The sequence below is a fragment of the Burkholderia sp. AU6039 genome (assembly GCF_002223365.1).
GTDB lineage: Bacteria > Pseudomonadota > Gammaproteobacteria > Burkholderiales > Burkholderiaceae > Burkholderia.
Genome location: NZ_NKFK01000005.1, coordinates 2588081 through 2610689, shown reverse-complemented (window position 1 = coordinate 2610689; position 22609 = coordinate 2588081). Strand labels below are relative to the sequence as shown.

21 protein-coding genes are annotated in these 22609 nt (G+C 65.9%); 12 read left to right on the top strand and 9 right to left on the bottom strand.

Annotated elements, in window-relative coordinates:
- Nucleotides 1-5: 5 nt before the first annotated feature.
- Both CFB39_RS29430 and CFB39_RS29425 read right to left on the bottom strand, forming a co-directional pair.
- Nucleotides 6-437 (bottom strand): YciI family protein, encoded by a 432-nt coding sequence (locus CFB39_RS29430; RefSeq protein WP_089475472.1) that lies wholly within the window; start codon nt 435-437, stop codon nt 6-8.
- Between the two features lie 160 nt (nt 438-597).
- Entirely contained in the window at nt 598-2361 is a 1764-nt protein-coding gene (locus CFB39_RS29425) for an ATP-binding protein (protein ID WP_089475471.1), read from the bottom strand.
- Between the two features lie 161 nt (nt 2362-2522).
- Here CFB39_RS29425 and CFB39_RS29420 point away from each other — a divergent pair, with 161 nt between their 5' ends.
- Entirely contained in the window at nt 2523-2753 is a 231-nt protein-coding gene (locus CFB39_RS29420; protein WP_034186060.1) for a hypothetical protein, read from the top strand.
- A gap of 42 nt (nt 2754-2795) precedes the next feature.
- On the opposite strand, the gene CFB39_RS29415 is transcribed toward CFB39_RS29420, so the two are convergent.
- The 4 genes from CFB39_RS29415 to CFB39_RS29400 form a co-directional block, all read right to left on the bottom strand.
- Nucleotides 2796-3266 (bottom strand): hypothetical protein, encoded by a 471-nt coding sequence (locus CFB39_RS29415; RefSeq protein WP_256991471.1) that lies wholly within the window; start codon nt 3264-3266, stop codon nt 2796-2798.
- Between the two features lie 26 nt (nt 3267-3292).
- Nucleotides 3293-4705, bottom strand: a complete 1413-nt coding sequence (locus CFB39_RS29410) for an MFS transporter (RefSeq protein WP_089475470.1) — start codon at nt 4703-4705, stop codon at nt 3293-3295.
- Between the two features lie 160 nt (nt 4706-4865).
- Nucleotides 4866-5627, bottom strand: coding sequence for an ABC transporter permease (locus CFB39_RS29405; RefSeq protein WP_083266168.1), 762 nt, complete (start codon nt 5625-5627; stop codon nt 4866-4868).
- Nucleotides 5628-5630: 3 nt separating this feature from the next.
- The gene (locus tag CFB39_RS29400; protein WP_089475469.1) at nt 5631-6575 is read right to left on the bottom strand and encodes an ABC transporter ATP-binding protein; all 945 of its coding nucleotides are present in this window, start codon (nt 6573-6575) and stop codon (nt 5631-5633) included.
- Nucleotides 6576-7009: 434 nt separating this feature from the next.
- Between CFB39_RS29400 and CFB39_RS29390 the strand changes: the two genes are divergently transcribed.
- The 10 genes from CFB39_RS29390 to CFB39_RS29345 all read left to right on the top strand — a co-directional run bounded on the left by CFB39_RS29390 (nt 7010) and on the right by CFB39_RS29345 (nt 17056).
- A complete protein-coding gene (locus tag CFB39_RS29390) occupies nt 7010-7306 on the top strand; it encodes a cupin domain-containing protein (protein WP_089475468.1) in 297 nt (98 codons plus the stop codon).
- A 617-nt stretch (nt 7307-7923) separates the two neighbouring features.
- Nucleotides 7924-9522: a DUF2957 domain-containing protein gene (locus CFB39_RS29385; protein WP_089475467.1), complete on the top strand. Its 1599-nt coding sequence runs from the start codon at nt 7924-7926 to the stop codon at nt 9520-9522.
- A 71-nt stretch (nt 9523-9593) separates the two neighbouring features.
- Nucleotides 9594-10847: a DUF2957 domain-containing protein gene (locus CFB39_RS29380; RefSeq protein ID WP_089426816.1), complete on the top strand. Its 1254-nt coding sequence runs from the start codon at nt 9594-9596 to the stop codon at nt 10845-10847.
- Between the two features lie 73 nt (nt 10848-10920).
- Entirely contained in the window at nt 10921-11745 is an 825-nt protein-coding gene (locus CFB39_RS29375) for an OmpW family protein (RefSeq protein WP_089475466.1), read from the top strand.
- A 121-nt stretch (nt 11746-11866) separates the two neighbouring features.
- A complete protein-coding gene (locus tag CFB39_RS29370; protein WP_046549628.1) occupies nt 11867-12370 on the top strand; it encodes a hypothetical protein in 504 nt (167 codons plus the stop codon).
- A 182-nt stretch (nt 12371-12552) separates the two neighbouring features.
- Nucleotides 12553-13056 carry an activator protein gene (locus CFB39_RS29365; protein ID WP_089475465.1) on the top strand — a complete coding sequence of 168 codons (504 nt, stop codon included), beginning with the start codon at nt 12553-12555 and terminating at the stop codon, nt 13054-13056.
- 230 nt (nt 13057-13286) lie between these two features.
- Nucleotides 13287-14384: a hypothetical protein gene (locus tag CFB39_RS29360; protein WP_089475464.1), complete on the top strand. Its 1098-nt coding sequence runs from the start codon at nt 13287-13289 to the stop codon at nt 14382-14384.
- A 440-nt stretch (nt 14385-14824) separates the two neighbouring features.
- Nucleotides 14825-15967, top strand: a complete 1143-nt coding sequence (locus CFB39_RS29355) for a glycosyltransferase (RefSeq protein ID WP_089433136.1) — start codon at nt 14825-14827, stop codon at nt 15965-15967.
- Nucleotides 15964-16458 (top strand): hypothetical protein, encoded by a 495-nt coding sequence (locus CFB39_RS29350; protein ID WP_089475463.1) that lies wholly within the window; start codon nt 15964-15966, stop codon nt 16456-16458. Before CFB39_RS29355 ends, CFB39_RS29350 begins: the two co-directional genes overlap by 4 nt.
- A 13-nt stretch (nt 16459-16471) precedes the next feature.
- Nucleotides 16472-17056, top strand: coding sequence for a dual specificity protein phosphatase family protein (locus CFB39_RS29345; protein ID WP_089475462.1), 585 nt, complete (start codon nt 16472-16474; stop codon nt 17054-17056).
- Between the two features lie 84 nt (nt 17057-17140).
- Here CFB39_RS29345 and betA read toward each other — a convergent pair whose 3' ends face one another.
- From betA to betI, 3 genes are read right to left on the bottom strand one after another with little or no spacing between them, the layout of a single operon-like run.
- Nucleotides 17141-18841: a choline dehydrogenase gene (gene betA / locus CFB39_RS29340; protein WP_089458772.1), complete on the bottom strand. Its 1701-nt coding sequence runs from the start codon at nt 18839-18841 to the stop codon at nt 17141-17143.
- 25 nt (nt 18842-18866) lie between these two features.
- Complete coding sequence (gene betB, locus CFB39_RS29335; RefSeq protein WP_089475461.1) at nt 18867-20336, bottom strand: betaine-aldehyde dehydrogenase; 1470 nt, start codon at nt 20334-20336, stop codon at nt 18867-18869.
- Between the two features lie 32 nt (nt 20337-20368).
- Nucleotides 20369-20953: a transcriptional regulator BetI gene (gene betI / locus CFB39_RS29330; protein ID WP_089426825.1), complete on the bottom strand. Its 585-nt coding sequence runs from the start codon at nt 20951-20953 to the stop codon at nt 20369-20371.
- A gap of 720 nt (nt 20954-21673) precedes the next feature.
- Between betI and CFB39_RS29325 the strand changes: the two genes are divergently transcribed.
- Nucleotides 21674-22576 carry an alpha/beta fold hydrolase gene (locus CFB39_RS29325; protein ID WP_089429040.1) on the top strand — a complete coding sequence of 301 codons (903 nt, stop codon included), beginning with the start codon at nt 21674-21676 and terminating at the stop codon, nt 22574-22576.
- Nucleotides 22577-22609: the final 33 nt, after the last annotated feature.

Here is a 22609-nt window from a genome sequence, read left to right as displayed (position 1 = left end):
GCGATTTACGCGTGTTTTCCGGCCTCGGCTTGCGCGCTCAGCCGCGCCTTTTGTTCTTGCAATGCTTCCGTGAACGCCGGGCTGAAGTCTTCCGCCTCGAACAGCGGGCGGATCTCGATGTCGGAGTCGCCGGGCATCGGGTTCGGGCAGCGCTTCACCCATTCGACTGCCTCTTCCATCGATTTCACCTGCCACAGCCAGAAGCCGGCGACCAGTTCCTTCGTTTCGGCGAACGGGCCGTCGCTGACGGTGCGGTTCTTGCCGGCAAAATGCACGCGCTTGCCGCGCATGCTCGGGTGCAGCCCGTCGGCGGCGAGCAGGATGCCGGCTTGCGCCAGTTCTTCGTTGAACCGGCCCATCGCGGCGATCATTTCCGGGTCGGGCATCCGGCCGGATTCGGAATCGGTGGTGGCCTTGACGATGACGAGGACGCGCATGGTGGACTCTCCTTGAACAAGAATGAGGGGGCGCCGCCGGTCGTTCCGACGGCAAAACGAGCGGTTACGACAACACGACGCGCGACGGCGGCGCGAATCGACATCGCAGGGAAAAAATCTCAGGGGTGAACGGCGTGTGCGGCGTTGCGCCGGCAATCCGTCATGTCGTGCCGGCGCCCGCATCGAGCGCGCTGCGGATCCGGGCGGCGAGTTCGTCGCGCCGGTATGGCTTGCCGAGCAGCATCACGCCGGGGTCCAGCCGTCCCGCATGGAAGATCTCGTCTCGCGTGTAGCCGGACGTGAACAGCACGGGCAACGGCGGCTTGCGCAGCGCGGCACGGCGTCCGAGTTCGCCGCCCTTCACGCGGCCGGGCATGATCACGTCGGTAAACAGCAGGTCGATTGGCGTCTCGCTGTCGAGCACGCGCAATGCGGCTTCGCCGCTGGACGCCGTGATGACCTTGTAGCCGAGCTGCGCGAGCATGTCGACCACGGTCAGGCGGACGTCCGCATCGTCCTCGACGACGAGGATGGTCTCGTGGCCGCGCACCGCGTCGTGCTGCGGCATGCGGGCCTGCTCCTCGGCCGCGCCGTGGCAGCGCGGAAACGTGAGGCGCACGGTGGTGCCCTGGCCCGGCGTGCTGTCGATCGACACATGGCCGCCGCTCTGCTTGACGAAGCCGAACACCATGCTGAGCCCGAGCCCCGTGCCTTCGCCATCCGGCTTGGTCGTGAAGAACGGTTCGAATGCGCGCTCGAGCACGTCGGCCGTCATGCCGGTGCCCGTGTCGGCGAGCTCGAGCGTCACGTATTCGCCGGGTGGCGTCGGCGCGCGGCCGGCGTTCGACGCATCGCCTGACTGCACGTTGTAGGCGGCGATCGTCAGCGTGCCGTCGCCGCGCATCGCGTCACGCGCATTGAGCGCAAGGTTCAGGAGTGCGTTTTCGAGCTGGTGCCGGTCGGCGAGCACGTTGCCGACATCGGACGACAGTGCGGGGACGATCCGGACCGTTTCGCCGAGCGCGCGGCGCAGCATCTCGCTCATGTCCACGATCAGTTGCCGCGGATTCAGCGTCGTCGGCGCGAGCGGCTGGCGGCGCGCGAAGGCGAGCAGGTGCGACGCCAGTTTCGCACCGCGCCGCACGGCGTTGTTCGCGTTCTCGATCCGGGGTTGCGCGCCCGCATGGGCGCCGAGCTCGACGGAGAGGATCTGCAGGTTGCCGCTGATCACCTGCAGCACGTTGTTGAAGTCGTGCGCGATGCCGCCGGTCAGGTTGCCGATCGCTTCCATCTTCTGTGCATGACGCAACTGTTCCTCGATCGCCGCACGCTCCGCGATCGCGTCGGTCACGCGCTGCTCGAGCGTCTCGGTCAGGTCGCGCAGCCGGGCATTGGACGCCTGCAGCGCCGCTTCCGCGCGATCGCGGTGGCGCGTGGCGAGCACGCGTTCGGTGGTCTCGACGACGACGGCGAGCACGCCGCCCGGTGCACCGTCGTCGTCGGGGATCGGGCTGTAGTGCAGATCCATCCAGACGTCTTCGGGGCGGCCGCTGCGCAGCAGCACGAGGGCTTTGTCGCGATAGGACAGCGTGCCGCCGGCGAGGCAGGTGTCCATCACGTTGCGGTTGAAATCGGCGACTTCGGGCCAGCCGAGTTCGACCGGCTTGCCGAGCAGATACGGATGGCGCCCGCCGGCGAACCCGGCATACGCGTCGTTGTAGATCATGTAGCCGGGGCGGCCCCACAGCATCACCAGCGGCAGCGGCGACGCGAGCACCGTGCGCACGGCCGTGACGAGGCTGGCCGGCCACCCGTCGAGCGGGCCCAGCCCGGTGGCGGCCCAGTCGAATGCGGCGATGCGCCGGGCCATGTCGCCCTGCCAGCCGGTACAAGCGTGATGCTGCGCGAACAACTCGACATGCATGGGAGCGCTCCGATGAGGACATGCGGTCTCGGGCGGGGGACAAGTCGCGAAAGCGTGCTCCATTCTAGGGCAGATCGATTCGTGCGGCGACGCTGCGCCGTTCCGGAGCCCGTCGTCAAAACTGGTATGCTGATCCTCACCACGTTCACGCGGAGGGCGCCATGGCTGCTAAGGAAGTCTCGAAGAAGAAGTACCTGAAAATCCTGAACAAACGCCTGCGCGCCGAGCCGGCGGCTCCGGCCGGCGCGTCGTTTGTCTTTTTCCCGCTGGGTGCGAAGGCGAAGCACGCGACGGGTGTCGTGTCCGGCGACACGCGCAGCAAGCGCGAACTGGCGGTGATGGCCGCGGTGCAGCGCAAGGCGGCCGAAGAGTTCGTCGTCGCCGGCGCCTGACCGGACCCTGCTGCACCCTCGCTGGATTGCCGCCTCCGCCCCTTACGCGGCGGCGGCCTCGCAATGCGCGATCGCGCCGGCGAGCACGCGCGGGATGTCGTGCGTGAGGGCCGGGCCGTGCCTCGGCAGGATGAGGTCGAGATCGAGCGGCTGGATCGGGCACAGCGCACTGGCCAGGCAGGCGAGCGAGGGCAGGTAGTCCGGGCGCCGGCTCGAATCGACGGTCGCCGGCAGCGGGCCGTCCGTCGCTTCACGGCCGAAGCGCATCAGGATGCCCGACGACAGCAGCGCCTTGTACGCCGGCAGGTACCCGACTGACCCATTCCACTGATGTACGTGTTTCGTGAAGATCGGCACGAGTTCGACGCCGGAGCGGGGCGTCGGCACCGTGCCGGGCAGGCGCGCGACACGGTGCCTCGGCTCGGTCCGGCAGCGTCGGTCCGGCCGCGAATCCGGCCGCTTCGCGCAGCAGTCGGGCACGGCGCTGCGCACCGTCCCGGCTATCGTGAACATCCGGTTCGATCGGGCGCTCAGGACACCTAGTCCGCCGCCGCCGCGTACCTGCCACCGCCACCCGCTTCATCACCCGCGGCGAGCTGTTCCAGCGCGAGGCCCTTCGTCTCGATCCCGAGTGTCCACACGGCCAGCGCGGCCGCGATGAACGACAGCGCGCCGAGCGTGAACACGCCGCCCTGGCCGAACACCGGCAGCACGACGCCGACCACGTAAGGCCCGATCAACGAGCCGACGCGCCCGATCGCCGACGCGAAGCCCGAGCCCGTCGCGCGCGCGCCGGTGCCGTACAGCTCCGGCGTGTACGTGTACAGCGCGGCCCACATCCCGAACAGGAAGAACTGCATCGCGAGGCCGGTGCCGATCAGCAGCGCCATGCTGCCGCCGTACAGCGCGCTCTGGCCGTACGCGTACGCCATCACGCCGCCGCCGATCAGCGACGCGATGCAGGTCGGCTTGCGCCCCCAGCGTTCGACGAGCCACGCGGCGCACAGGAAGCCCGGCACGCCGCCGAGCGAGATCAGCACCGTGTAGAACACCGATTTCGTGACCTCGAAGCCGGCCTGCTGCAGCAGCGCGCCGAGCCACGACGTGAGGCCGTAGAAACCGAGCAGCGCGAAGAACCACAGCAGCCACACCATCACCGTGCGGCGGCGGTACACGCCACTCCAGATTTCGCGCAGCGCGCCGTGGCCACGCGCGACGACCGGCTCGGCGAGCCGCGACGGCGGCGGCAGCGTCGTGACGCCGGCCGAGCGCATCACCTTCGCCTCGATCGTGTGCATCACCGTGTCGGCTTCCGCGTGCCGGCCCGCATGCTCGAGCCAGCGCGGCGATTCCGGCACGATGCGGCGCACGACGAGCACGAACACCGCGGGAATCGCGAGCAGCGCGAACACCGTGCGCCAGCCGAACTGCGGCAGCACGAAGTACGCGACGATGCCGGCCGTGATGAAGCCGAGCGGCCAGAAGCCGTCCATCAGCGCGATCAGGCGGCCGCGCTTCTCGGTCGGCACGAATTCCGACAGCAAGGTCTGCGCGACCGGGAATTCCATCCCCATCCCGATCCCGAGCAGCACGCGGTAGACGATCAGCGCGTCGACGCTCTGCGCGGTCGAGCACAGATAAGAGGCCGCGCCCCACAGCACCATGCTCCACTGGAACACGGGCCGGCGGCCGAAGCGGTCGGCGAGCAGGCCGGCGACGGCCGCGCCGAGCACCATCCCGAAGAAGCTCGCGCTCGCGACGAGGCCGGCGGCCGCGGTCGACAGGCCGAACTCCTTGCGGATCGAGCCGAGCACGAACGTCATCGTGCCGAGGTCGACCGAGTCGAAGAAGAATGCGATCGCGATGATGAAGAAGATCCGCTTGTGATAGCCGGAGAACGGCAGGCGTTCGAGCCGGGCGGCGGCGGAGGCGGGAGCGGTGGCGGCGGGCATGGCGTCCTCTGAAATGAAAAGGGGCCGCGAAGCGCGTGCTTCGCGGCCCCGATGCTTCATCTTCAGTAGACGCGACCACAAAATGCCGCATCAGAGGAAAAGCGCCGCCTGCTTGCCCAAATGCGTCATCGGCAGCAGCGCGGGGAGCGGCCGTCTTGCGTCAATTCTTCAGCTTGTAGCCGGTGCGGAACATCCACGCGACGATCGCCAGCAGGATCACGAGGAACAGCGACGTCGCGCCGAGGCTGACGCCCACGTGCACGTCGGCGATCCCGTAGAACGACCAGCGGAAGCCGCTGACCAGGTAGACGATCGGGTTGAACAGCGTGACGACGCGCCACGCGGGCGGCAGCATGTCGACCGAGTAGAAGCTGCCGCCGAGGAACGTGAGCGGCGTGATGATCAAGAGCGGCACGAGCTGCAACTTCTCGAAGCTGTCGGCCCAGATGCCGATCACGAAGCCGAACAGGCTGAACGTGACCGCCGTCAGCACGAGGAACAGCACCATCCAGAACGGATGCAGGATGTGCAGCGGCACGAACAGGCCGGCCGTGGCGAGGATGATCACGCCGAGCAGGATCGACTTCGACGCGGCCGCGCCGACGTACGCGATCACGATCTCCCAGTACGACACGGGCGCGGACAGAATCTCGTAGATCGTGCCCGTGAAGCGCGGGAAGTAGATGCCGAACGACGCGTTCGAGATGCTCTGCGACAGCAGCGACAGCATCACGAGCCCCGGCACGATGAACGAGCCGTAGCCGATGCCGTTCACGTCGCTGATGCGCGAGCCGATCGCGGAGCCGAACACCACGAAGTACAGCGATGTGGAGATCACCGGTGCGATGATGCTCTGCATCAGCGTGCGGCGCGTGCGGGCCATTTCTGCGCGGTAGATCGCGCGGATGCCATGCAGGTTCATGACTCAGGCTCCTTGCACGCCGTTGCGGCGGTTGTCGATCAGGCTGACGAAAATGTCCTCGAGCGAGCTCTGCGTCGTGTGCAGGTCGCGGAAGCCGATGCCGGCCGAGCCGAGCGCGTTGATCAGTTTCGCGATGCTCGCGTCGTCACGCTGCGAGTCGTACGTGTAGACGAGCGCGGCGCCGTCGGCCGCGCGTTCGAGCCCGAACGGCGCGAGCGCGGGCGGCACGTCCGCGAGCGGGTGCTCGAGCTGCACGGTGAGCTGCTTCTTGCCGAGCTTGCGCATCAGCTCGTGCTTTTCCTCGACGAGCACGAGCTCGCCGCCGAGGATGATGCCGATCCGGTCGGCCATTTCCTCGGCTTCCTCGATGTAGTGCGTGGTCAGCAGGATCGTCACGCCGCTCTCGCGCAGCGAATCGACGAGCTTCCACATGTCGCGGCGCAGCTCGACGTCGACGCCGGCCGTCGGTTCGTCGAGGAACAGGATGCGCGGCTCGTGCGACAGCGCCTTCGCGATCATCACGCGGCGCTTCATGCCGCCCGACAGCGTCATCAGCTTGTTGTCGCGCTTGTCCCACAGCGACAGCGCTTTCAGCGTCTTCTCGATGTACGCGGGATCGGGCGCCTTGCCGAACAGGCCGCGGCTGAACGACACGGTCGCCCAGACGGTCTCGAACGCGTCGGTGGTCAGTTCCTGCGGCACGAGGCCGATCATTTCGCGGGCCGCGCGGTAGTGATCGCGGATGTCGTGGCCGCCGACCGTCACGCGGCCTTCGGTCGGCGTGACGATGCCGCAGATCGAGCCGATCAGCGTCGTCTTGCCGGCGCCGTTCGGCCCGAGCAACGCGAAGATCTCGCCGGGGCGGATGTCGAGGGTCACGTGCTTCAGCGCCTGGAAGCCGGACGCGTAAGTCTTGGAGAGGTCGGAGACGGAAAGGATCGGGTGCATGCTCACGGAGGGCACGGCCGGCCGGCGTGACGGTGCGCGCCGCGCGTGCCCGGCATCGCCGCCGCTGCGAAGCGGCCGGGATCGGGGACGGCATGGCGAACGGGCGTCATGTCGAACGGCGTTGTGGTGCGGGATCGCAGGACCGCCATATTAGCAATCGGTAGATGGAAATGCATTCTCGTGGAAAGGGCGTGGGTTGCCGGTGCCGGATTTGCGTGAATTGACCGAGCATCGCGGAATAACGCGGCGATTTATTTGCGGTGCGTGAACAATGGGTGCCGTTTTCGGCGAGCCGGGCTGCGATCGTGTTTCCGCTCGGTGGCGGCGCGGCCGGCCGGCCGACTGTGCCGCCCGAAGGCCGTCGCGCCGTACCGGGACGGCGTGCGCGGTGCTCGCGATAATGCATTCCTTTCATCGTTCTCGGAGCGGGGCGCATGTCTTTGATCGATTTCAAATCCGTGGCGGCGGCGCAGCCGGTCGCGTGGAAATCCACGATCGTCGGCGAGGTCGGGCCGGCCAGGATCAAGGTGCTGCGCATGGATGCGCAGGCTTACGAAGCGGAAGTGCACGACTACAACGAGGGGTTGCTGGTGCTCGACGGCCGGATGATGCTCGAGGTCGCAGGCGAGACGATCATCGTGGAGGCCGGGCAGATGTACCTCGCGCACGCCGGTGTGTCTCATGCGGTGCTGCCGGGCAGCCACGGCACGCTCGCGATCATCGACGTGTAAGGTTGCGCCGCAACATGCAGGCGGCCGGCTGAGGCCCGGCTGGCTTGGCCGGGCGCGGATTGGCGGCCGCCATTCAAACGCGTGTTATACCGCCCGGGTATTTGTCTGAGCAAATAAAATGAAGGCTGTTTGAAAATCTGTCAAATACCGTGTAAACGCTAGGATTGCGTGGTTTCGGTCGTTTGGAACTCTGCATCCATTTACTTGTGGGTATCGTCCGATCATAGTCTCCACCAACGACGCATCACGATAACGAATCAAGCGTACGGATGGAGACCCATACATGAGACGCCTATCCGCGGGGCCAGTCGGACTGCCGTTTCCCGTTTTTTCGCTGAATGCAGGCGCGATGCCGATCGCGTACCTGCGTTGTCCTGTCGCCGTGTAGCGGCGAACCATTTCCCGTTTCGATCGTTCTCACGGCGCCTTGCTACTTGACGGCGCCGCGGGAGCGCGCTTGCCTGCCGCCGCGGCGTGTGCCGCATGTGCCTGACCGGCATCGCGGCCGTCTTGCGCGCACCGTCATGCGCCGCGCGTCCGTGCCGCGGCGCGATACCAACCGGCGGGCCATGCAGCCTGTCCGGAAGAGACTTGTCGTACCTGAAAAGGAGGGGTTGATGATTTGCATTCCTGAATGGCGGAAAGCGATCCTGTCGTGCGCGGTGCTGGCGCTGCCGTTCGTCGCCGGTTGCGGCGGCGGCGACGATCCGGGGCCGATCAACGTGCCGCAGTGCTCGGGCAGCGCATGCGGGCCGAGCGGTGCCGAAACGACGCCGCCGGTCGTGACGAAGCTGTGTCCGGACGCGCTCGATTACACGACGACGTATACGGGCGGCGCAGGCAGCGGCGAGTACGTGAAGGTGAAGTTCGACACCACGAAGCTCACCTACCAGATGCAGTTCATCGAATCGTCGGTGCCGACGTCGGCCGGGCAAGTCAACAATACCCGCGCGGGCTTGACGATCAGCGGCGCATTCCATCATCCGACCACGCTCCCGACGGCCGAGCAGAACCGCTGCGCATTCGTGCTCGACAGCGGCGCGACGAGCGACGGTGCGTATTCGGTGACGATCAACCGTGCCGATCCGCCGATGCTGTTCGTCGGCAATGGCGTGGTGGGCGGGGGGATTCCGGGGGCGACGATTGCGTTCGCCGGTATTCCGCTGCTCCCGGGCGTCACGCTCGGCGTCGTACCGTCGCGCACGTTCGATTTCTATCCGTTCATCGGCTTCACCGACACCGAAACCGACTTCACGAAAGTGGCGGGCAACTACAACGAGGTAGGCATCCATCTGTCGCCGATCGGCGGTGATGGTCAGAGCCCGACCGGGCCGGTCGGCTGGGAGTCCGACGTCGTCAACTGGAATCAGACGTTCAATGCGGACGGCTCGTGTTCGATCACGCAAGGCAGCGACTACTCGTGTCAGACGACCGGGACGCCGTGGACGCGGCGCAACAACGCGGACGGATCGGCCGACAACGTATTCGTGAGCAATCCGGCTGTGGGGCAGGGGTATCCGATTGCGGGGCAAGGTTCGACGCTGATCATTGCACCGAGTCAGGCGAAGGGCATCATGATCGTCGGCAGATTGAACGGCGTACTTGTGCCGATTGTGATTCGAGTGGGCTACACGCACGTCGATACGGTCAATCTGCTCGCATCGGTCGCCGATGCCGAAGTCGGTATCTCGATGCTTTCGTCGACGAAAGCGATTGCCGCGAACTCCCTGAAGGGCGGTTATATCGGCGCGACCAGTGCATCCGCATGCGGCATCGTGACCTCCAGTGGCCAGGGGAACAAGTTGACGTCGGCGGGGCCGAGCTTCAACCCGAACGTGCCGCACCCTGACCTGCCGGGTACCTTCACCAATAACGCCTTCTATTCGGTAGCAGGCAGTTGCAACGACGGTACTGCCGTGTCGACGATGGCCGCGAACTATACGTCGACGCTGTTCCAGGGGGCTACCGCGGCGTTCATCGATCCGCAGACGTCGTCGGTGACCTCGCAGTTCGGGCTCGACTACACGCAGGCGACACCCGGCAAGATCAAGGTCACGGCCACGCAGAACTTCAACGCGAAGGGCGCCGGCGGCGACGTGGCGATCTTCAAGAAGGGCGATACGGGCTGGATCGTGACGGCCGGCAACGTCTACGCGATGGTCGTCAACAACAGCCAGGTCAATCCGTTCTTCACGGTCGGCGCATTCGTCCAGTAACCCTGCATTGAACACGTAACACCGGCGGCGCATGCGTCGCCGCCGGCGAATCGAATTTCAAGAGGATTCCTATGAATTTGAAGCAATGGATGGCCGCGGCCTCGCTCGCGCCCGTGCTGGCAGCATGCGGCGGAGACGGCGACCCGCCGCCCGCACCGGCGGTCCGGCTGTGCCCGCAGACGATCGACTACAACACGGTGTTCATCGGCGGGTCGGGATCGGGCGAGCTCGTGAAGGTGCAGCTCGATACGACGAAGATGACGTACCGGATGACGTATCTCGCATCGCCGGTGCCGACCACCACGGGCACCGTGCAGCCGACCCGCGACACGGCGCCGGCCAACGTGGTCGACGGCACGCTCGCTGACGAAACGGGGCTGCCGACGGTGAAGCTGAACCAGTGCACGTTCCGGATGCAGAACGCGAGCCTCGACCCGAACCGGCCCGCGCGGCTGTTCCTCGGCGAGGGCGTGCTGGGCGGCGCGATTCCCGGCGCGACGATTCAGTTCGACGGCGTGATCGGCGTCGGCAAGATCACGAAGACGACGTTCCCGTACTACCCGTTCATCAGCTTCTCGTCGCTGGAAACCGACCTGACGAAGATCGCAGGCAAGTACAACCAGCTCGGCTATCACCAGGTGCCGTCGCAGAGCTTCCAGCCGGTGGCGCTCGACCAGCAGGTGACGATCAACGCGGACGGGAGCTATGTCGAAACCGACAACTTCGGCAAGAAGAACGGCGGGCAGCCGCTTGCATCGAGCGCGACCGTGAACCAGCCGTTCACGCTGCGGCCCGATGCGCCGGCGTTCCAGTCGCTCAACTACCTGCCGCAGATTCCGCCGACGCTCGCCGCGGTCGATCCGGCGAAGGCCGGCAAGGGGATCCTGATCGTCGGCAAGCTGCGCAACCAGCTCGTGCCGATCTTCATCCGCACCGGCGCGGCCAACGCGGACCTCACGCAAGGCCCGCCGAGCGCGGACGACGAATCGGGCATCTCGTTCCTGAGCCCGCAGACGGCGATCGCGCAAGGCTCGCAGAACGGCGAGTACACGGGCGTCGACAGCGCGTTCAACTACCGCGCGACCGCGCTCGTCGGCGCGCAGGCCACGCTGCTCGATCCGTTCAATGCGTCGCAGGCCGCGCTTACGCGTGCGCTGAACCTCGACTACACGCAGAAGATGCCGGGCGTCGTGACGACCGTGCATGCGGACGCGGCGTCGGGGCCGGCGACCGGCAAGTTCGTGTTCACCGGCGGCGTATTCGGGTTCCTCGACATGAACGATACGAGCAACCCGTACTTCACGGTCGGCGCATTCGTGCAGTGACGCACGCCTGGATGGAGACACGGTGGCGCCGCGCGCAGATGCGCGGCGCCCGGACAGAATGAGGGGAGACTTCATGAAGAAGCTGATTGTCGCGGGTGTCGTCGCAGGCGTGTCGACGCTCGCATCGGCCCAGCAGGCGGGCGACAACGTCGCGACGCTGGGCTGGCTGCACATCATGCCGCAGGATTCGACCAACGGGCTCACGACGAATCTTGCCGGCATGCCGATCAACGGGCCGCTGCGCCTGCCCGGGTCGTTCACGTCGCCGGGCACGAGCCTGACGGTCAACAACGCCGATACCGTCGGCCTTACGCTCACGCACTTCTTCACCGACCATATCGCGGTGACGTCGGTGCTCGGCGTACCGCCCGAGTTCACGCTGACCGGGCACGGCTCGATTCGGCCGCCCGGCCCGGCCGGTGCGCTCGGCAGCGTCAACATGGACAACCCGGCGAACCAGCCGGCAGTGAAGAACGCGCGGCAGTGGAGCCCGACGGTCATTCTGCAGTACTACTTCAATTCGCCGACGGCGCGGTTCCGCCCGTTCGTCGGGATCGGCGTGGCCTACAGCTGGTTCAGCAACATCGAACTGAACGGCAACTTCGCGAAGGACATCAACGAGAACCTCGGCAGCGTGCTCGCGGCCGGCGCCGGCAAGCCGGGGCCGACATCGGTGGAGGGAAAGGCGTCGTCGTCGTTCACGCCGGTCTACAACGTCGGCGCGAGCTATGCGATCGACAAGCACTGGGGCTTAACGGCGACGCTGACGTACATGCCGCTGAAGACCTACTCGTCGCTCGTGATCAAGGCGGCCGACGGCTCGACGCTCGCCACCACGCGCACGCGGCTGAAGGCCGATCCGCTGATCACGTTCGTCGGGATTTCGTACAAATTCTGAGCCGTCCGGCGCGCATGACGCGCGTCGGCGGCTTCCTGCGACCGGCTGGCCGGACCCTTCCGGCAGGAAGGTCGCGTTCCTGGCGGCGTGCCGCCATTTGTGAAGAGAGGGGGCAGTTCAAATGAGCATTCGCAAAATCGTATCGCTTGTTGCTGCAGTGGCTTTCACCGCGGTTTCGGCCGCGCCTGCTTTCGCTGTCACCGTTACGCGTGCCGACGGCCAGCCGATGAACCCGAACGGCGAGCCGTTCTCGGCGACCGGGCTCACGAACCTCAGCAAGGGTGCGATCACCGCAGGCTGTACCGCGACCTTCAACGGCACGATCACGTCGACCGGTATCGTCAACATCACGTCGACGACGTTCACGGGTGGCGCAACATGCTCGCTGATCAGCGGCAGCGCGAGCAGTACGTCGCCGTGGACGGGGCAGGCTGACAGCACGACGCAGTTGTCGATCAATAACGTAAAGGTGAACGTCACGCTGCTCGGCACCTGCGGGCCGAGCAAGGTCGTGACGACGTGGAGCGATACGAACTCGTCGCTGGCGTTCAATAACTCCGTGCTGACGCCGGACTGCACGGTGGCTGGCACGGTTCTGACGTCGCCGAAGTTCCACGTGCAGTAAGCGATCGCGGATCGAAGCGGATGCCCGCCGCGCGCGAGGGCCGCGCGGTATGTGCGGCGGGCTTCCGCGGTTTCGCTGGGTTCGTGCCGTCGCGTGTATCGGCGCGGCGGCCGGATTCATTCTGCAGAGCGGCCGCGTTTCTCGTGTAAGGCCGCCATATATCAATAGAGAGGGCCGTACAAATGGAAATTCGTCAAATTGCATCGCTTGTTGCTGCAGTGGTATTTACCGCGGTTTCGGCCGTGCCTGCTTTTGCGGTGACCGTTTCGCGCGCGGATGGGCAGCCGATGAATCCGAACGGTGAGCCGTTTTCGGCGGCGGGGCCGGTAACGCTTGTCAAGAAGACGGCCGTCACGAACTGCACCGCGATATTCAACGGAACGATTACGTCGACGGGTATCGTCAATATCACGTCGACGCAGTTCGTCGGGGGCAACTGGTGCCCGCTGATCAGCAACACTGCGAGCAGCGCGGTGCCTTGGACAGGGCAGCTGGACAGCACTACGCAGCTCTCGGTCAATAACGCGCAGGTGGGCATCGCGCTTCTCGGACCTTGCGGACCGAGCAAGCTCGTGTCGTCATGGGACGATTCGAATTCGTCGATGACGTTCAATAACGCGGAATGGAAACCTGATTGTACGTTGGCCGGCAGGACTGTTACGGCGCCGAAGTTCCATGTGCAGTAACCGTATCCGAGGACGCCGGGCGCGGGCCACGCGTGAGGACCATCCGGTATGAACGTGGGTTTCCGCTTCCTCGATTTGTTCGCGTTGTCGCGCTTATCAGCGTGACGGCCGGCTGGCCTCCCGTATCGCGATCCGATACGGGGGATTGCAGTGCCGGCGTGGCGTACAGCGCCACTCGATTCAATTGAAACAACCAAATTCAAATTGGCCAGAACACTCCCGGAAGACCCATGCTTACCGATCCAGCAAAGTATGGAGATGCCCGCGGCGCGACGCCTGACCGGCTGCGCACGGCCGCGTGGCTGCAGTATCTGATCGAACGACTCGACGCCGCCGCGTGCGCGGCGGACACGGGTGACGCCGGCGACACGACCGTCATCTCGTCACACGCGATACGTATGCGAGTGGGCGCGAACCTGTCTCGAGAAACGGCAGCGATTCTTGGCCGGCTTGCGCCGTGGATCGCATCGGACAGTGGCGCCTGCGCATGCGATCTGACGGACCCGCGCGGCGCGTGCTCGCATGTGCCGTCGATGCAGCAACTCGCCGAAGCCGAACGCAGCTGCCCCGGCTCGCGCGCCGTGTTCGACACCGCGTACGGTGTGATCGATGCATGCGCGTTCGACGATCCCGATGTTGGCTGGGCCGCACTCGGGCGGATTGCCGGCGGTGTCGAATGCAACGGGGGCGATGACGGTGCATGTAGCGAACATGAACAGGGCGTGCACGGCGACACGTCGCCTGCGAAGAACCTGAGAGAAAGACTGGCCGTGGTCGCGGCTGCCGGTGGGGAAACGGCAGCCATGCCGGGCGCCGTCATCGACGCGATCGTGCTGCGCGTGTGCGGGCCGCGCGACGATGCATCGCGCATCGACGAGATGGCGGCGCTCGTGACGTTCTCGGCCGCATTCGCCGCTGGCGACGGGGCCTCTGTTGCCGCGTATGGCGGTCAGCACAACCTCGTTGCCCGGGCGATCCGCACGCATCGTGCCGATCTCGCGTCGGTGGACGGGCTGCTCGCGGCGTTGTCCGTGTGCCGGCTCGATCGGCTAGTCGGCGCCGGCAGCTTTTGGGCCTACTACTTGCTGGCAGGCATCGTGATCGCAGCGCCGGACGCCGTTCGGGAAGTCGGTCGCCGCTTTCATGGTGATGAATGGCAGGCGTGGCTCGATCACGTGCTCGCGTGGCCGGCGGTCAGTCGATTCGGGCCGAAGGAGGACGTCGCGTTCGAAGGCCTGCGCGGTGCAATGAGCCTGACGTCGCGATGGAATCCGATCGTCCGCGGGAAGCGGATGCGGAAGCGGAAGCGGGGTGTTGTAACGCCCTGATTTGAGGAACACGGGGACGCGGCAGGCTAATGCATCGCTTTTGCCGAATCGATACGCAAGGATTCCAAACGAATCGCGCACGAGTACCCTGGCTCGCGCCGAAATGGCGGGCCTCGTTCGTACGCGCGAACGGGCGTCAGGCGGCGCGCTGAGCCTTCGTGCCGTCGGCGTCCGCGCTGGCCGCGCGCCACGCCGTCCACGCCATCTATCCTTCCAGACCGTCAGACCGTCAGACCGTCTCGTGCCACCCCCGATCCAGGCACCCTCGACCGAACGCAGTATGATTCCGCAGACGGTGCCGGCGATCGCTCCGCTATAACGGCCCGCCCGCACCGCCCAAGATCCGCCAAGCTTGTTGTAAGCCGGACGCAAACAGCCGCCGCGTGAGAGCGCCGCCGCGAACCCGCCGCCGGACCCCCTTCATCGAAACGGTCAGTCAGATGTCAAAGCAAAACAAGAAGATCCTCCTCCTGAGCGTCAGCGCCGGCGCCGGCCATACCCGGGCGGCCGAAGCGATCCGCGCGTTCGCCGACCACCATCCCGCCGGCATCGAAGCCACCCACCTGGACGTGATGGATTTCGTGTCCACCGGTTTCCGCAAGCTGTACACCGATCTTTACATCAAGCTCGTCAGCAGCCAGCCGGCGCTGTGGGGCTACCTGTACCAGAAGACCGACGAAGTCGATCCCGCCGCGCCGTCGCAGAAGATCCGGCGCGCGATCGAGCGGCTCAATTGCCGGGCACTGCTCGCGGAGATCGAGCGGCAGCGCCCTGACGCGATCATCTGCACGCACTTCCTGCCCGCCGAGCTGCTGTCGCGCGAGATCCGCAAGGGGCGCGTCGACACGCCGGTGTGGGTGCAGGTCACCGATTTCGACCTGCACAGCATGTGGGTCGTGCCAAACATGCGCGGCTATTTCGCGGCCAACGACGAGATCGCGTGGCGCATGCATGCGCGCGGCATGGCGCCCGACACGGTGCATGTGAGCGGTATCCCGATCATGCCGGCGTTCGGCCAGCCGCTCGATCGCGCCGCCTGCGCGGCCGAATTCGGCCTCGATCCCGCGCGCCCGACGTTCCTGATGATGTCCGGCGGCGCGGGCCTCGGCGGGCTCGACGTGCTGGCCGCGCGCCTGCTCGAGATGGAGGCTGACTTCCAGCTGATCGCACTGGCGGGCAAGAACAAGGCGATGCTGACGTCGTTGCAGGAACTCGCCGCGCAGCATCCGGGCCGGCTGTTTCCGCAGGGCTTCACGCAGCAGGTCGAGCGCCTGATGGCCTGCGCCGATCTCGTGATCACGAAGCCGGGCGGCCTGACGACGTCCGAGTGTCTGGCGATGCAGTTGCCGATGATCGTCAACTCGCCGATTCCGGGCCAGGAAGAGCGCAATGCGGATTTCCTGCTCGAACAGGGTGTCGCGCTGAAGGCGATCGACGACGATGCGCTCGTCTACCGGATCCGCGCGTTGCTGCAGACGCCCGAGCGTCTCGCCGACATGCGCCGCCGTCTCGCGCCGCTCGGGCGGCCGCTCGCCGGCCGCTTCGTGCTCGATCGCGTGCTGGGCCTGGAGCCGGCCGCATGAGCGGCGCGCGTTTTGTGCCGACGCGCCATACGGTGTTCGTCGTTGCGTGGGTCGTGCTGCTCGCGTACTTCTTCGCGAACGTCGAGATCCAGATCGAAGGCAGCGCGGGCTGGGCCGCCAACCTGCCGACGTGGCGCATCGAGCATCACTGGCTGCTCGACCTCTTCTGGGGCGGGCGGCCGATGACCGGCTACCACGCGTGGGTGTTCCCGTTCGTCGCGCTGTTCTTTCATCTGCCGGCCGTGTTCAACGGACGGTGGTCGTGGCGCATCGAAGCGCGGACCATCGCGTGCATCATGGTGTTCTGGCTGACCGAGGATTTCCTGTGGTTCGTGCTGAATCCGGCGTATGGCCTGGCCCGCTTCAATCCGGCGAATGTGCCGTGGCATATCCACTGGCTGGGCGTGGCCCCGACCGACTACTGGACGATGAGCGCCGCCGCGATCGTGCTGTTCATGCTTTCCCGCGAGCGCAAGCGCGCCTTTTATTGATCCCTGACCCGACATGAAAATCGCCATCATTGCCGCGATCGCCGTCGCGTTTGCCGGGCGCGTGCAGCCGGCCCACGCGGACCCGGCCTCCGAGGTGTCCGCCCGGCCGATCAAATGGGCGCAGAGCGTGGCCGACGCGCATGTGAACAACCTGCATCGCATCACGCCGACGCTGTATCGCAGCGCCCAGCTGTCGCGCTCGGACGTGCCGGAACTGCAGAAGCTCGGCATCCGCAAGGTCATCAGCTTCCGTTCGTTTCACGCGGACGACACCATCCTGGCCGGCACGCAGATCCGGATGCAGCGCATCCGGATCAACACGTGGGACATCCGCGACGAGGACATGGTGACCGCGCTGAAGGCGCTGCGCACGGCCGACCAGGACGGCCCGGTGCTGATCCACTGCCAGCACGGCGCTGATCGCACCGGCCTCGTGTCGGCGTTGTACCGGATGGTGTACCAGGGCTGGACGCGCGAGCAGGCGCTCGATGAACTGCAGCACGGCGGCTACGGGTTCCATCCGGTCTGGCAGAACATCACGAACTACCTGAAAAACGTCGACGTCGAGCGCTTGAAGCGGGAAGTGAACAGCGGCTGACGAATCCATGCAAAACGCCGCCGACAATCGCTGTCGGCGGCGTTTCAAAAGTACGTCGATGCGCGGGCACCACGCCCGCCGTCGTCAGACCGTCTCCGGCTGCCGCACTGCCTTCGCGATATTGCGGGCCATTGCCCCGTTCGCGACGAAGTAAGGCACGTCCACGCGCGCAAGCGGCTTGCGCCCGCGAATCTTGTCCGCGATCTTCTCGGCGATCATGATCGTCGGCGCATTGAGGTTGCCGGTCGTGATGATCGGCATGATCGACGCATCGACGACGCGCAGCCCCTCCAACCCGTGCACGCGGCCTTCTTCATCGACCACGGCCATGTCGTCGTAACCCATCTTGCACGAGCACGACGGATGGAACGCGGTCTCCGCGCGGGCGCGCACGAACGCGTCGAGTTCCTTGTCGGACTTGCAGTCCGCACCCGGATTCAGCTCGCGGCCGCGATATCGATCAAGTGCCGGCTGCCGCATGATCTCGCGCGTCGCACGGATCGCATCGCGGAATTCGCGCCAGTCGAGCGCTTCGGCCATGTAGTTGAACAGGATGCTCGGATGGTCGTTCGGATCGCGCGAGCGCAGCTTCACGCGGCCGCGGCTCGGCGAGCGCATCGAGCCGACGTGCGCCTGGAAGCCGTGCATCTCGATCGCGTTCGAGCCGTTGTAGTTGATCGCAACAGGCAGGAAGTGATACTGGATGTTCGGCCACAGATCGTCGTCGCGCGTGCGGATGAAACCGCCCGCCTCGAAGTGGTTGCTCGCGCCGAGGCCGGTGCCGTTCAGCATCCATTCGAGGCCGATCTTCGGCTGGTTCCACCACTTGAGCGCCGGGTACAGCGAGACCGGCTCCTTGCACTCGTACTGGATGTACATCTCCAGGTGATCCTGCAGGTTCTGGCCGACACCGGGCAGGTCGAGCACGACGGGAATGTCGAGTTCCTTCAGCCACGCACCGGGGCCGACGCCCGAGCGCTGCAGCAGTTGCGGCGACGCGATCGCACCGCTGCACACGAGCACTTCGCGGCGCGCATGCGCGGTCGCACGTTCGCTGCCGCGCAGGTAAGTGACGCCCGACGCGCGCTTGCCGTCGAACAGGATGCGATCGGCGAGCGCGTGCGTGACGATCTCGAGGTTCGACCGCACCTTCGCCTGGTCGAGGTAGCCGCGCGCAGTGCTGGCGCGGCGGCCCTTCGGCGTGACGGTGCGGTCCATCGGGCCGAAGCCTTCCTGCTGATAGCCGTTCAGGTCGTCGGTGCGCGGATAGCCGGCCTGCACACCTGCATCGACCATCGCCTCGAACAGCGGGTTCACGCCCGGCTTGCTGGTCGTGACCGACACGGGGCCGCTGCCGCCGTGATAATCGTTCGGGCCGACGTCGCGCGTTTCGGCCTTCTTGAAGTACGGCAGGCAGTCGAGATACGTCCAGTTCTCGAGGCCCTTGTGCGTCGACCAGTTGTCGTAGTCGAGCGCGTTGCCGCGGATGTAGCACATGCCGTTGATCAGCGACGAGCCGCCGAGCCCCTTGCCGCGGCCGCATTCCATCCGGCGGTTGTCCATGTGCGGCTCGGGGTCGGTTTCGTAGGCCCAGTTGTAGCGGCGGCCCTGCAGCGGGTAGGCGAGGGCGGCCGGCATCTGCGTGCGGAAGTCGAAGCGGTAGTCGGGGCCACCTGCTTCGAGCAGCAGCACCGTCACGTCCGGATCTTCCGTCAGGCGCGTTGCGAGCACGTTGCCCGCGGAACCTGCGCCGCAGATGATGTAGTCGTATTCGCGTGTCGTCATGACGGTCAGTCTCCTTTCGTGATCCTTAAAACACCGGGTTGTAGCGGCCGAGCTCGACCTGCACCGACTTGATTCGAGTGTAGTGCTCGAGCGTCGTGATGCCGTTCTCGCGTCCGACACCGGATTGCTTGTATCCGCCAACCGGCATCTCGGCCGGCGATTCGCCCCACGTGTTGATCCAGCAGATGCCGGCTTCGAGGCGATGGATCGTGCGGTGCGCGCGCGACAGGTTCTCGGTCACGACGCCGGCCGCGAGGCCGTAGTGCGTGTCGTTCGCGCGGGCGATCACTTCGTCCTCCGATTCGAAATCGAGGATGCTCATCACCGGCCCGAAGATTTCCTCGCGGACGATCTTCATGTCGTCGCGGCAATCGCCGAACACGGTCGGCGCGACGTACTGGCCGCTGCCGAAGTGGCCGTCGGTCAGGCGCGTGCCGCCCGCGAGCAGCTTCGCGCCTTCTGCCTTGCCGCTTTCGATGAAGCCGAGCACCTTGTCGAGCTGCGCGGCCGACACGAGCGGGCCGAAGTTGGTATCGGCATCGGTCGGCTTGCCGACGCGGATGCGCTTCACGCGCTCGAGCACACGCTGCGTGAATGCATCCTTGATCGAGCGGTGCACGAACACGCGCGTGCCGTTCGTGCAGACCTGGCCCGAGCTGAAGAAGTTGGCGGTCACCGCGATGTCGGCCGCGCGGTCGAGGTCCGCATCGTCGAACACGATCAGCGGCGACTTGCCGCCGAGCTCCATCGTCACTTCCTTCAGCGACGACGCGCCGGCCAGCGACATCACCTTCTTGCCGGTTTCGACGCCGCCGGTGAACGACACCTTCGCGATGTCCGGGTGGCCCGTCAGCAGCGCGCCGACCGAGCCGTCACCCTGCACGACGTTGAACACACCGGCCGGCACGCCGGCTTCCGTATAGATTTCCGCGAGCTTCAGCGCGGTGAGCGGCGTGACTTCGCTCGGCTTGAACACCATCGCGTTGCCGGCCGCGAGCGCGGGGGCCGTCTTCCAGCATGCGATCTGGATCGGGTAGTTCCACGCGCCGATGCCCGCGCACACGCCGAGCGGCTCGCGGCGCGTGTAGACGAACGATTCGGCGCGCAGCGGCACCTGCAGCCCTTCGATCGCGGTCGCGAGGCCCGCGTAGTACTCGATCACGTCCGCGCCGGTGACGATGTCGACCGCGAGCGTCTCGCCGATCGGCTTGCCCGTGTCGCGCGTTTCCAGCGCCGCGAGTGCGTCGTTGCGCTCGCGCAGCAGGTCGACCGCGCGGCGCAGGATGCGCGAGCGCTGCATCGCGGTCATCGCGGCCCATTCACGCTGGCCTTCCCGTGCGGACGCCACCGCGCGATCGACGTCGGCCGCGCTGGCCTGCTGCACCTGCGCAAGCAGTTCGCCGGTGGCGGGATCGAAGGTGTCGAAAGTCTTGCCGCTCGTGGCGTCGACGTAACCGCCGCCGATGTAGAGGCGCTGCAAACCGAATACGGACATGAGGATCTCCTTGAGGGCGACTGCGTCGCGCGTCAGTCGGACGCGAGCAGCAGGTCGATGTAATCGTGGGCGAGCTTCAATGCAGCCCGGGTGTCGATGGGGCCGCCGGCGAGTGCGCCGCGCAGCCACAGGCCGTCGATCAGCGCGGCGAGGCCGCTGGCGGCTTCGCGCGCTTGCGTGCGCGGCAACGCCTTCGCGAATTCGGCGCACAGGTTCGAGTGGAGGCGCCGCGTGTTGACGTGCTGCAGGCGCTTGAGCATCGGGTCGTGCATGCTCTGCGACCAGAACGCGAGCCAGGTCTTCATCACAGGCGCGCTGACCTGCGTGACGTCGAAGTTCGCGGCGACGATCGCGCGCAGCCGGGCGCGCGGGTCCTTGCGTGCCGCCACGCGGCGGCGCGTGGTGGCCGACCACAGGTCGCGCAGCACGTGCCGCATCGTCGCTTCGAGCAGGCCGTCCTTGTCGCCGAAGTAGTGGCTGACGATGCCCGTCGAGATGTTCGCGCGTTGCGCGACCGACGCGAGCGTCGTGCCGGGCAGGCCCGCTTCGTCGATCGAGCGCAGCGTGGCGTCGATCAACTGCGCGCGGCGTATCTCCCGCATTCCGACTTTCGGCATCGCGACTCCCTTCGCCCGGACGGGCCGTCCATGGAAGTCGAGAGCTTAGCGGTTTTTTATTGATCGTTCAATCAACAAAAAATCGGGGTCTGACGGTGACGACGGTACCCGGCGGGTGAGCGAGGGCCCCGGATCGTGCGTTGTGCAGGTGCGGAAAAATGATTGAAAGATGATTAAGAAAGATGGAGTTTGTTTAAAACGCTTTCTGAAGCGAGCAATCAATCCGGTTAATCGTTGCAGGTGTCGAATCGATTACGGAATGAAAGAATAATGAGCTGTGTGATATTTGGTTAAGCGTAGAAGTCGACACGCGAAACAGCGTCACGATTCATTCATGAAAATCCGTTTGAAATAGACGAATGAAACGACTTAACGTATTGATTTTAAATGGATATCTGTCAATTAAACAGGGATCGACTGCCGCTCCGCAAACGATTGCGGCCGCCCTCGATCGGATTCCGCTTACCATAAAAAATGCTGGAATAATTTGAATCCGACGTATTTCCTAACAGAGTAGAGGGTATCGTTGGAATGACTTGAGTCAGTAATATTGTCCGTATTAGTATGGCGCCGCACTACGAGGAATGAATCGATGCCGCCGGTATTGCCGCGGTGCATTGGCCAATCGCGCGATTCGGACGCGCGTGACAAACCGGCGCAGTCATTGCGCACCTGCAGCATGCCGCGACGTCGAGACGCCGCATCCACCGGAGAACGACGATGCTGACCGAAAAACACGTGGTCCCGTTGCCGAATGGTCTGAAGGTCTACGTCGAACGGAACGTGTTCGACCCGGCGTTCGACACGGCAATGCTCGTCAACGGCGCGCTCGCGACGACCGCGTCGTTCGGGCAGACCGTCCAGTATCTCGGCGAGCGGATGAACACGATCTGCTTCGACCTGCCGTATGCGGGGCAGTCGCGCCAGCACAACCCGGGCTGCTTCATCCTGACGAAGGACGACGAAGCCGCGATCCTGCAGCACCTGGTCGAGCGCTTCGCGCCGGCGTACCTCGTGTCGGTGTCGTGGGGCGGCGTCGCGTCGCTGTTCGCGCTTGCACGCGGCTGCCCGAGCGTGCGGCGCGCGGCGATCTGCTCGTTCTCGCCGTTCCTGAACGACGCGATGGTCGACTACGTGACGCGCGCCCGCGACCACATCGCGGCCGGCGAGAACCTGAAGGCCGCGCAGCTGCTGAACGACACCGTCGGCCGCTACCTGCCGCGCATCATGAAGCTGTACAACTACCGGTATCTCACGCGCCTGCCGCGCGACGAGCAGGACCAGGTCGCGTTCCACGTCGACCAGATCCTGTCGCTGCAGCCGGAGCGCTACCTCAGCGAGTTCTCGAACATCGGCTGCGAGCTGCTGTTCCTGAACGGCGAGCGCGACGAGTACACGACGCCCGCCGACGTGCGCCAGCTCGGCGCGCACGTGCCGCGCGCACGGTTCGCGACGGTGCCGGACGCCGGCCACTTCCTCGACATCGAAGGCCGCGCGCAGCGCGAATACACGCGCTCGGCGTTGCTCGACTTTTTCTGCGGCGGGTCGCAGCTCGCCGCCGGCATGGCGCTCGCCGCCGCGCAGTCGTGCGTGCCCGCACCGATGCACGCGCTGTCGTCGTGACACCATCCGCCGTGCGTCCGATACGCGCGGCGC

Coding starts and splice junctions, on each gene's coding strand:
- CFB39_RS29385 (WP_089475467.1), top strand. CDS start 7,924: ATGATTTGCATTCCTGAATGGCGGAAAGCGATCCTGTCGTGCGCGGTG.
- CFB39_RS29390 (WP_089475468.1), top strand. CDS start 7,010: ATGTCTTTGATCGATTTCAAATCCGTGGCGGCGGCGCAGCCGGTCGCG.
- CFB39_RS29420 (WP_034186060.1), top strand. CDS start 2,523: ATGGCTGCTAAGGAAGTCTCGAAGAAGAAGTACCTGAAAATCCTGAAC.
- betI (WP_089426825.1), bottom strand. CDS start 20,953: ATGCCGAAAGTCGGAATGCGGGAGATACGCCGCGCGCAGTTGATCGAC.
- CFB39_RS29405 (WP_083266168.1), bottom strand. CDS start 5,627: ATGAACCTGCATGGCATCCGCGCGATCTACCGCGCAGAAATGGCCCGC.
- CFB39_RS29325 (WP_089429040.1), top strand. CDS start 21,674: ATGCTGACCGAAAAACACGTGGTCCCGTTGCCGAATGGTCTGAAGGTC.
- betA (WP_089458772.1), bottom strand. CDS start 18,841: ATGACGACACGCGAATACGACTACATCATCTGCGGCGCAGGTTCCGCG.
- CFB39_RS29370 (WP_046549628.1), top strand. CDS start 11,867: ATGAGCATTCGCAAAATCGTATCGCTTGTTGCTGCAGTGGCTTTCACC.
- CFB39_RS29430 (WP_089475472.1), bottom strand. CDS start 437: ATGCGCGTCCTCGTCATCGTCAAGGCCACCACCGATTCCGAATCCGGC.
- betB (WP_089475461.1), bottom strand. CDS start 20,336: ATGTCCGTATTCGGTTTGCAGCGCCTCTACATCGGCGGCGGTTACGTC.
- CFB39_RS29365 (WP_089475465.1), top strand. CDS start 12,553: ATGGAAATTCGTCAAATTGCATCGCTTGTTGCTGCAGTGGTATTTACC.
- CFB39_RS29415 (WP_256991471.1), bottom strand. CDS start 3,266: ATGTTCACGATAGCCGGGACGGTGCGCAGCGCCGTGCCCGACTGCTGC.
- CFB39_RS29380 (WP_089426816.1), top strand. CDS start 9,594: ATGAATTTGAAGCAATGGATGGCCGCGGCCTCGCTCGCGCCCGTGCTG.
- CFB39_RS29410 (WP_089475470.1), bottom strand. CDS start 4,705: ATGCCCGCCGCCACCGCTCCCGCCTCCGCCGCCGCCCGGCTCGAACGC.
- CFB39_RS29350 (WP_089475463.1), top strand. CDS start 15,964: ATGAGCGGCGCGCGTTTTGTGCCGACGCGCCATACGGTGTTCGTCGTT.
- CFB39_RS29400 (WP_089475469.1), bottom strand. CDS start 6,575: ATGCACCCGATCCTTTCCGTCTCCGACCTCTCCAAGACTTACGCGTCC.
- CFB39_RS29360 (WP_089475464.1), top strand. CDS start 13,287: ATGCTTACCGATCCAGCAAAGTATGGAGATGCCCGCGGCGCGACGCCT.
- CFB39_RS29345 (WP_089475462.1), top strand. CDS start 16,472: ATGAAAATCGCCATCATTGCCGCGATCGCCGTCGCGTTTGCCGGGCGC.
- CFB39_RS29375 (WP_089475466.1), top strand. CDS start 10,921: ATGAAGAAGCTGATTGTCGCGGGTGTCGTCGCAGGCGTGTCGACGCTC.
- CFB39_RS29355 (WP_089433136.1), top strand. CDS start 14,825: ATGTCAAAGCAAAACAAGAAGATCCTCCTCCTGAGCGTCAGCGCCGGC.
- CFB39_RS29425 (WP_089475471.1), bottom strand. CDS start 2,361: ATGCATGTCGAGTTGTTCGCGCAGCATCACGCTTGTACCGGCTGGCAG.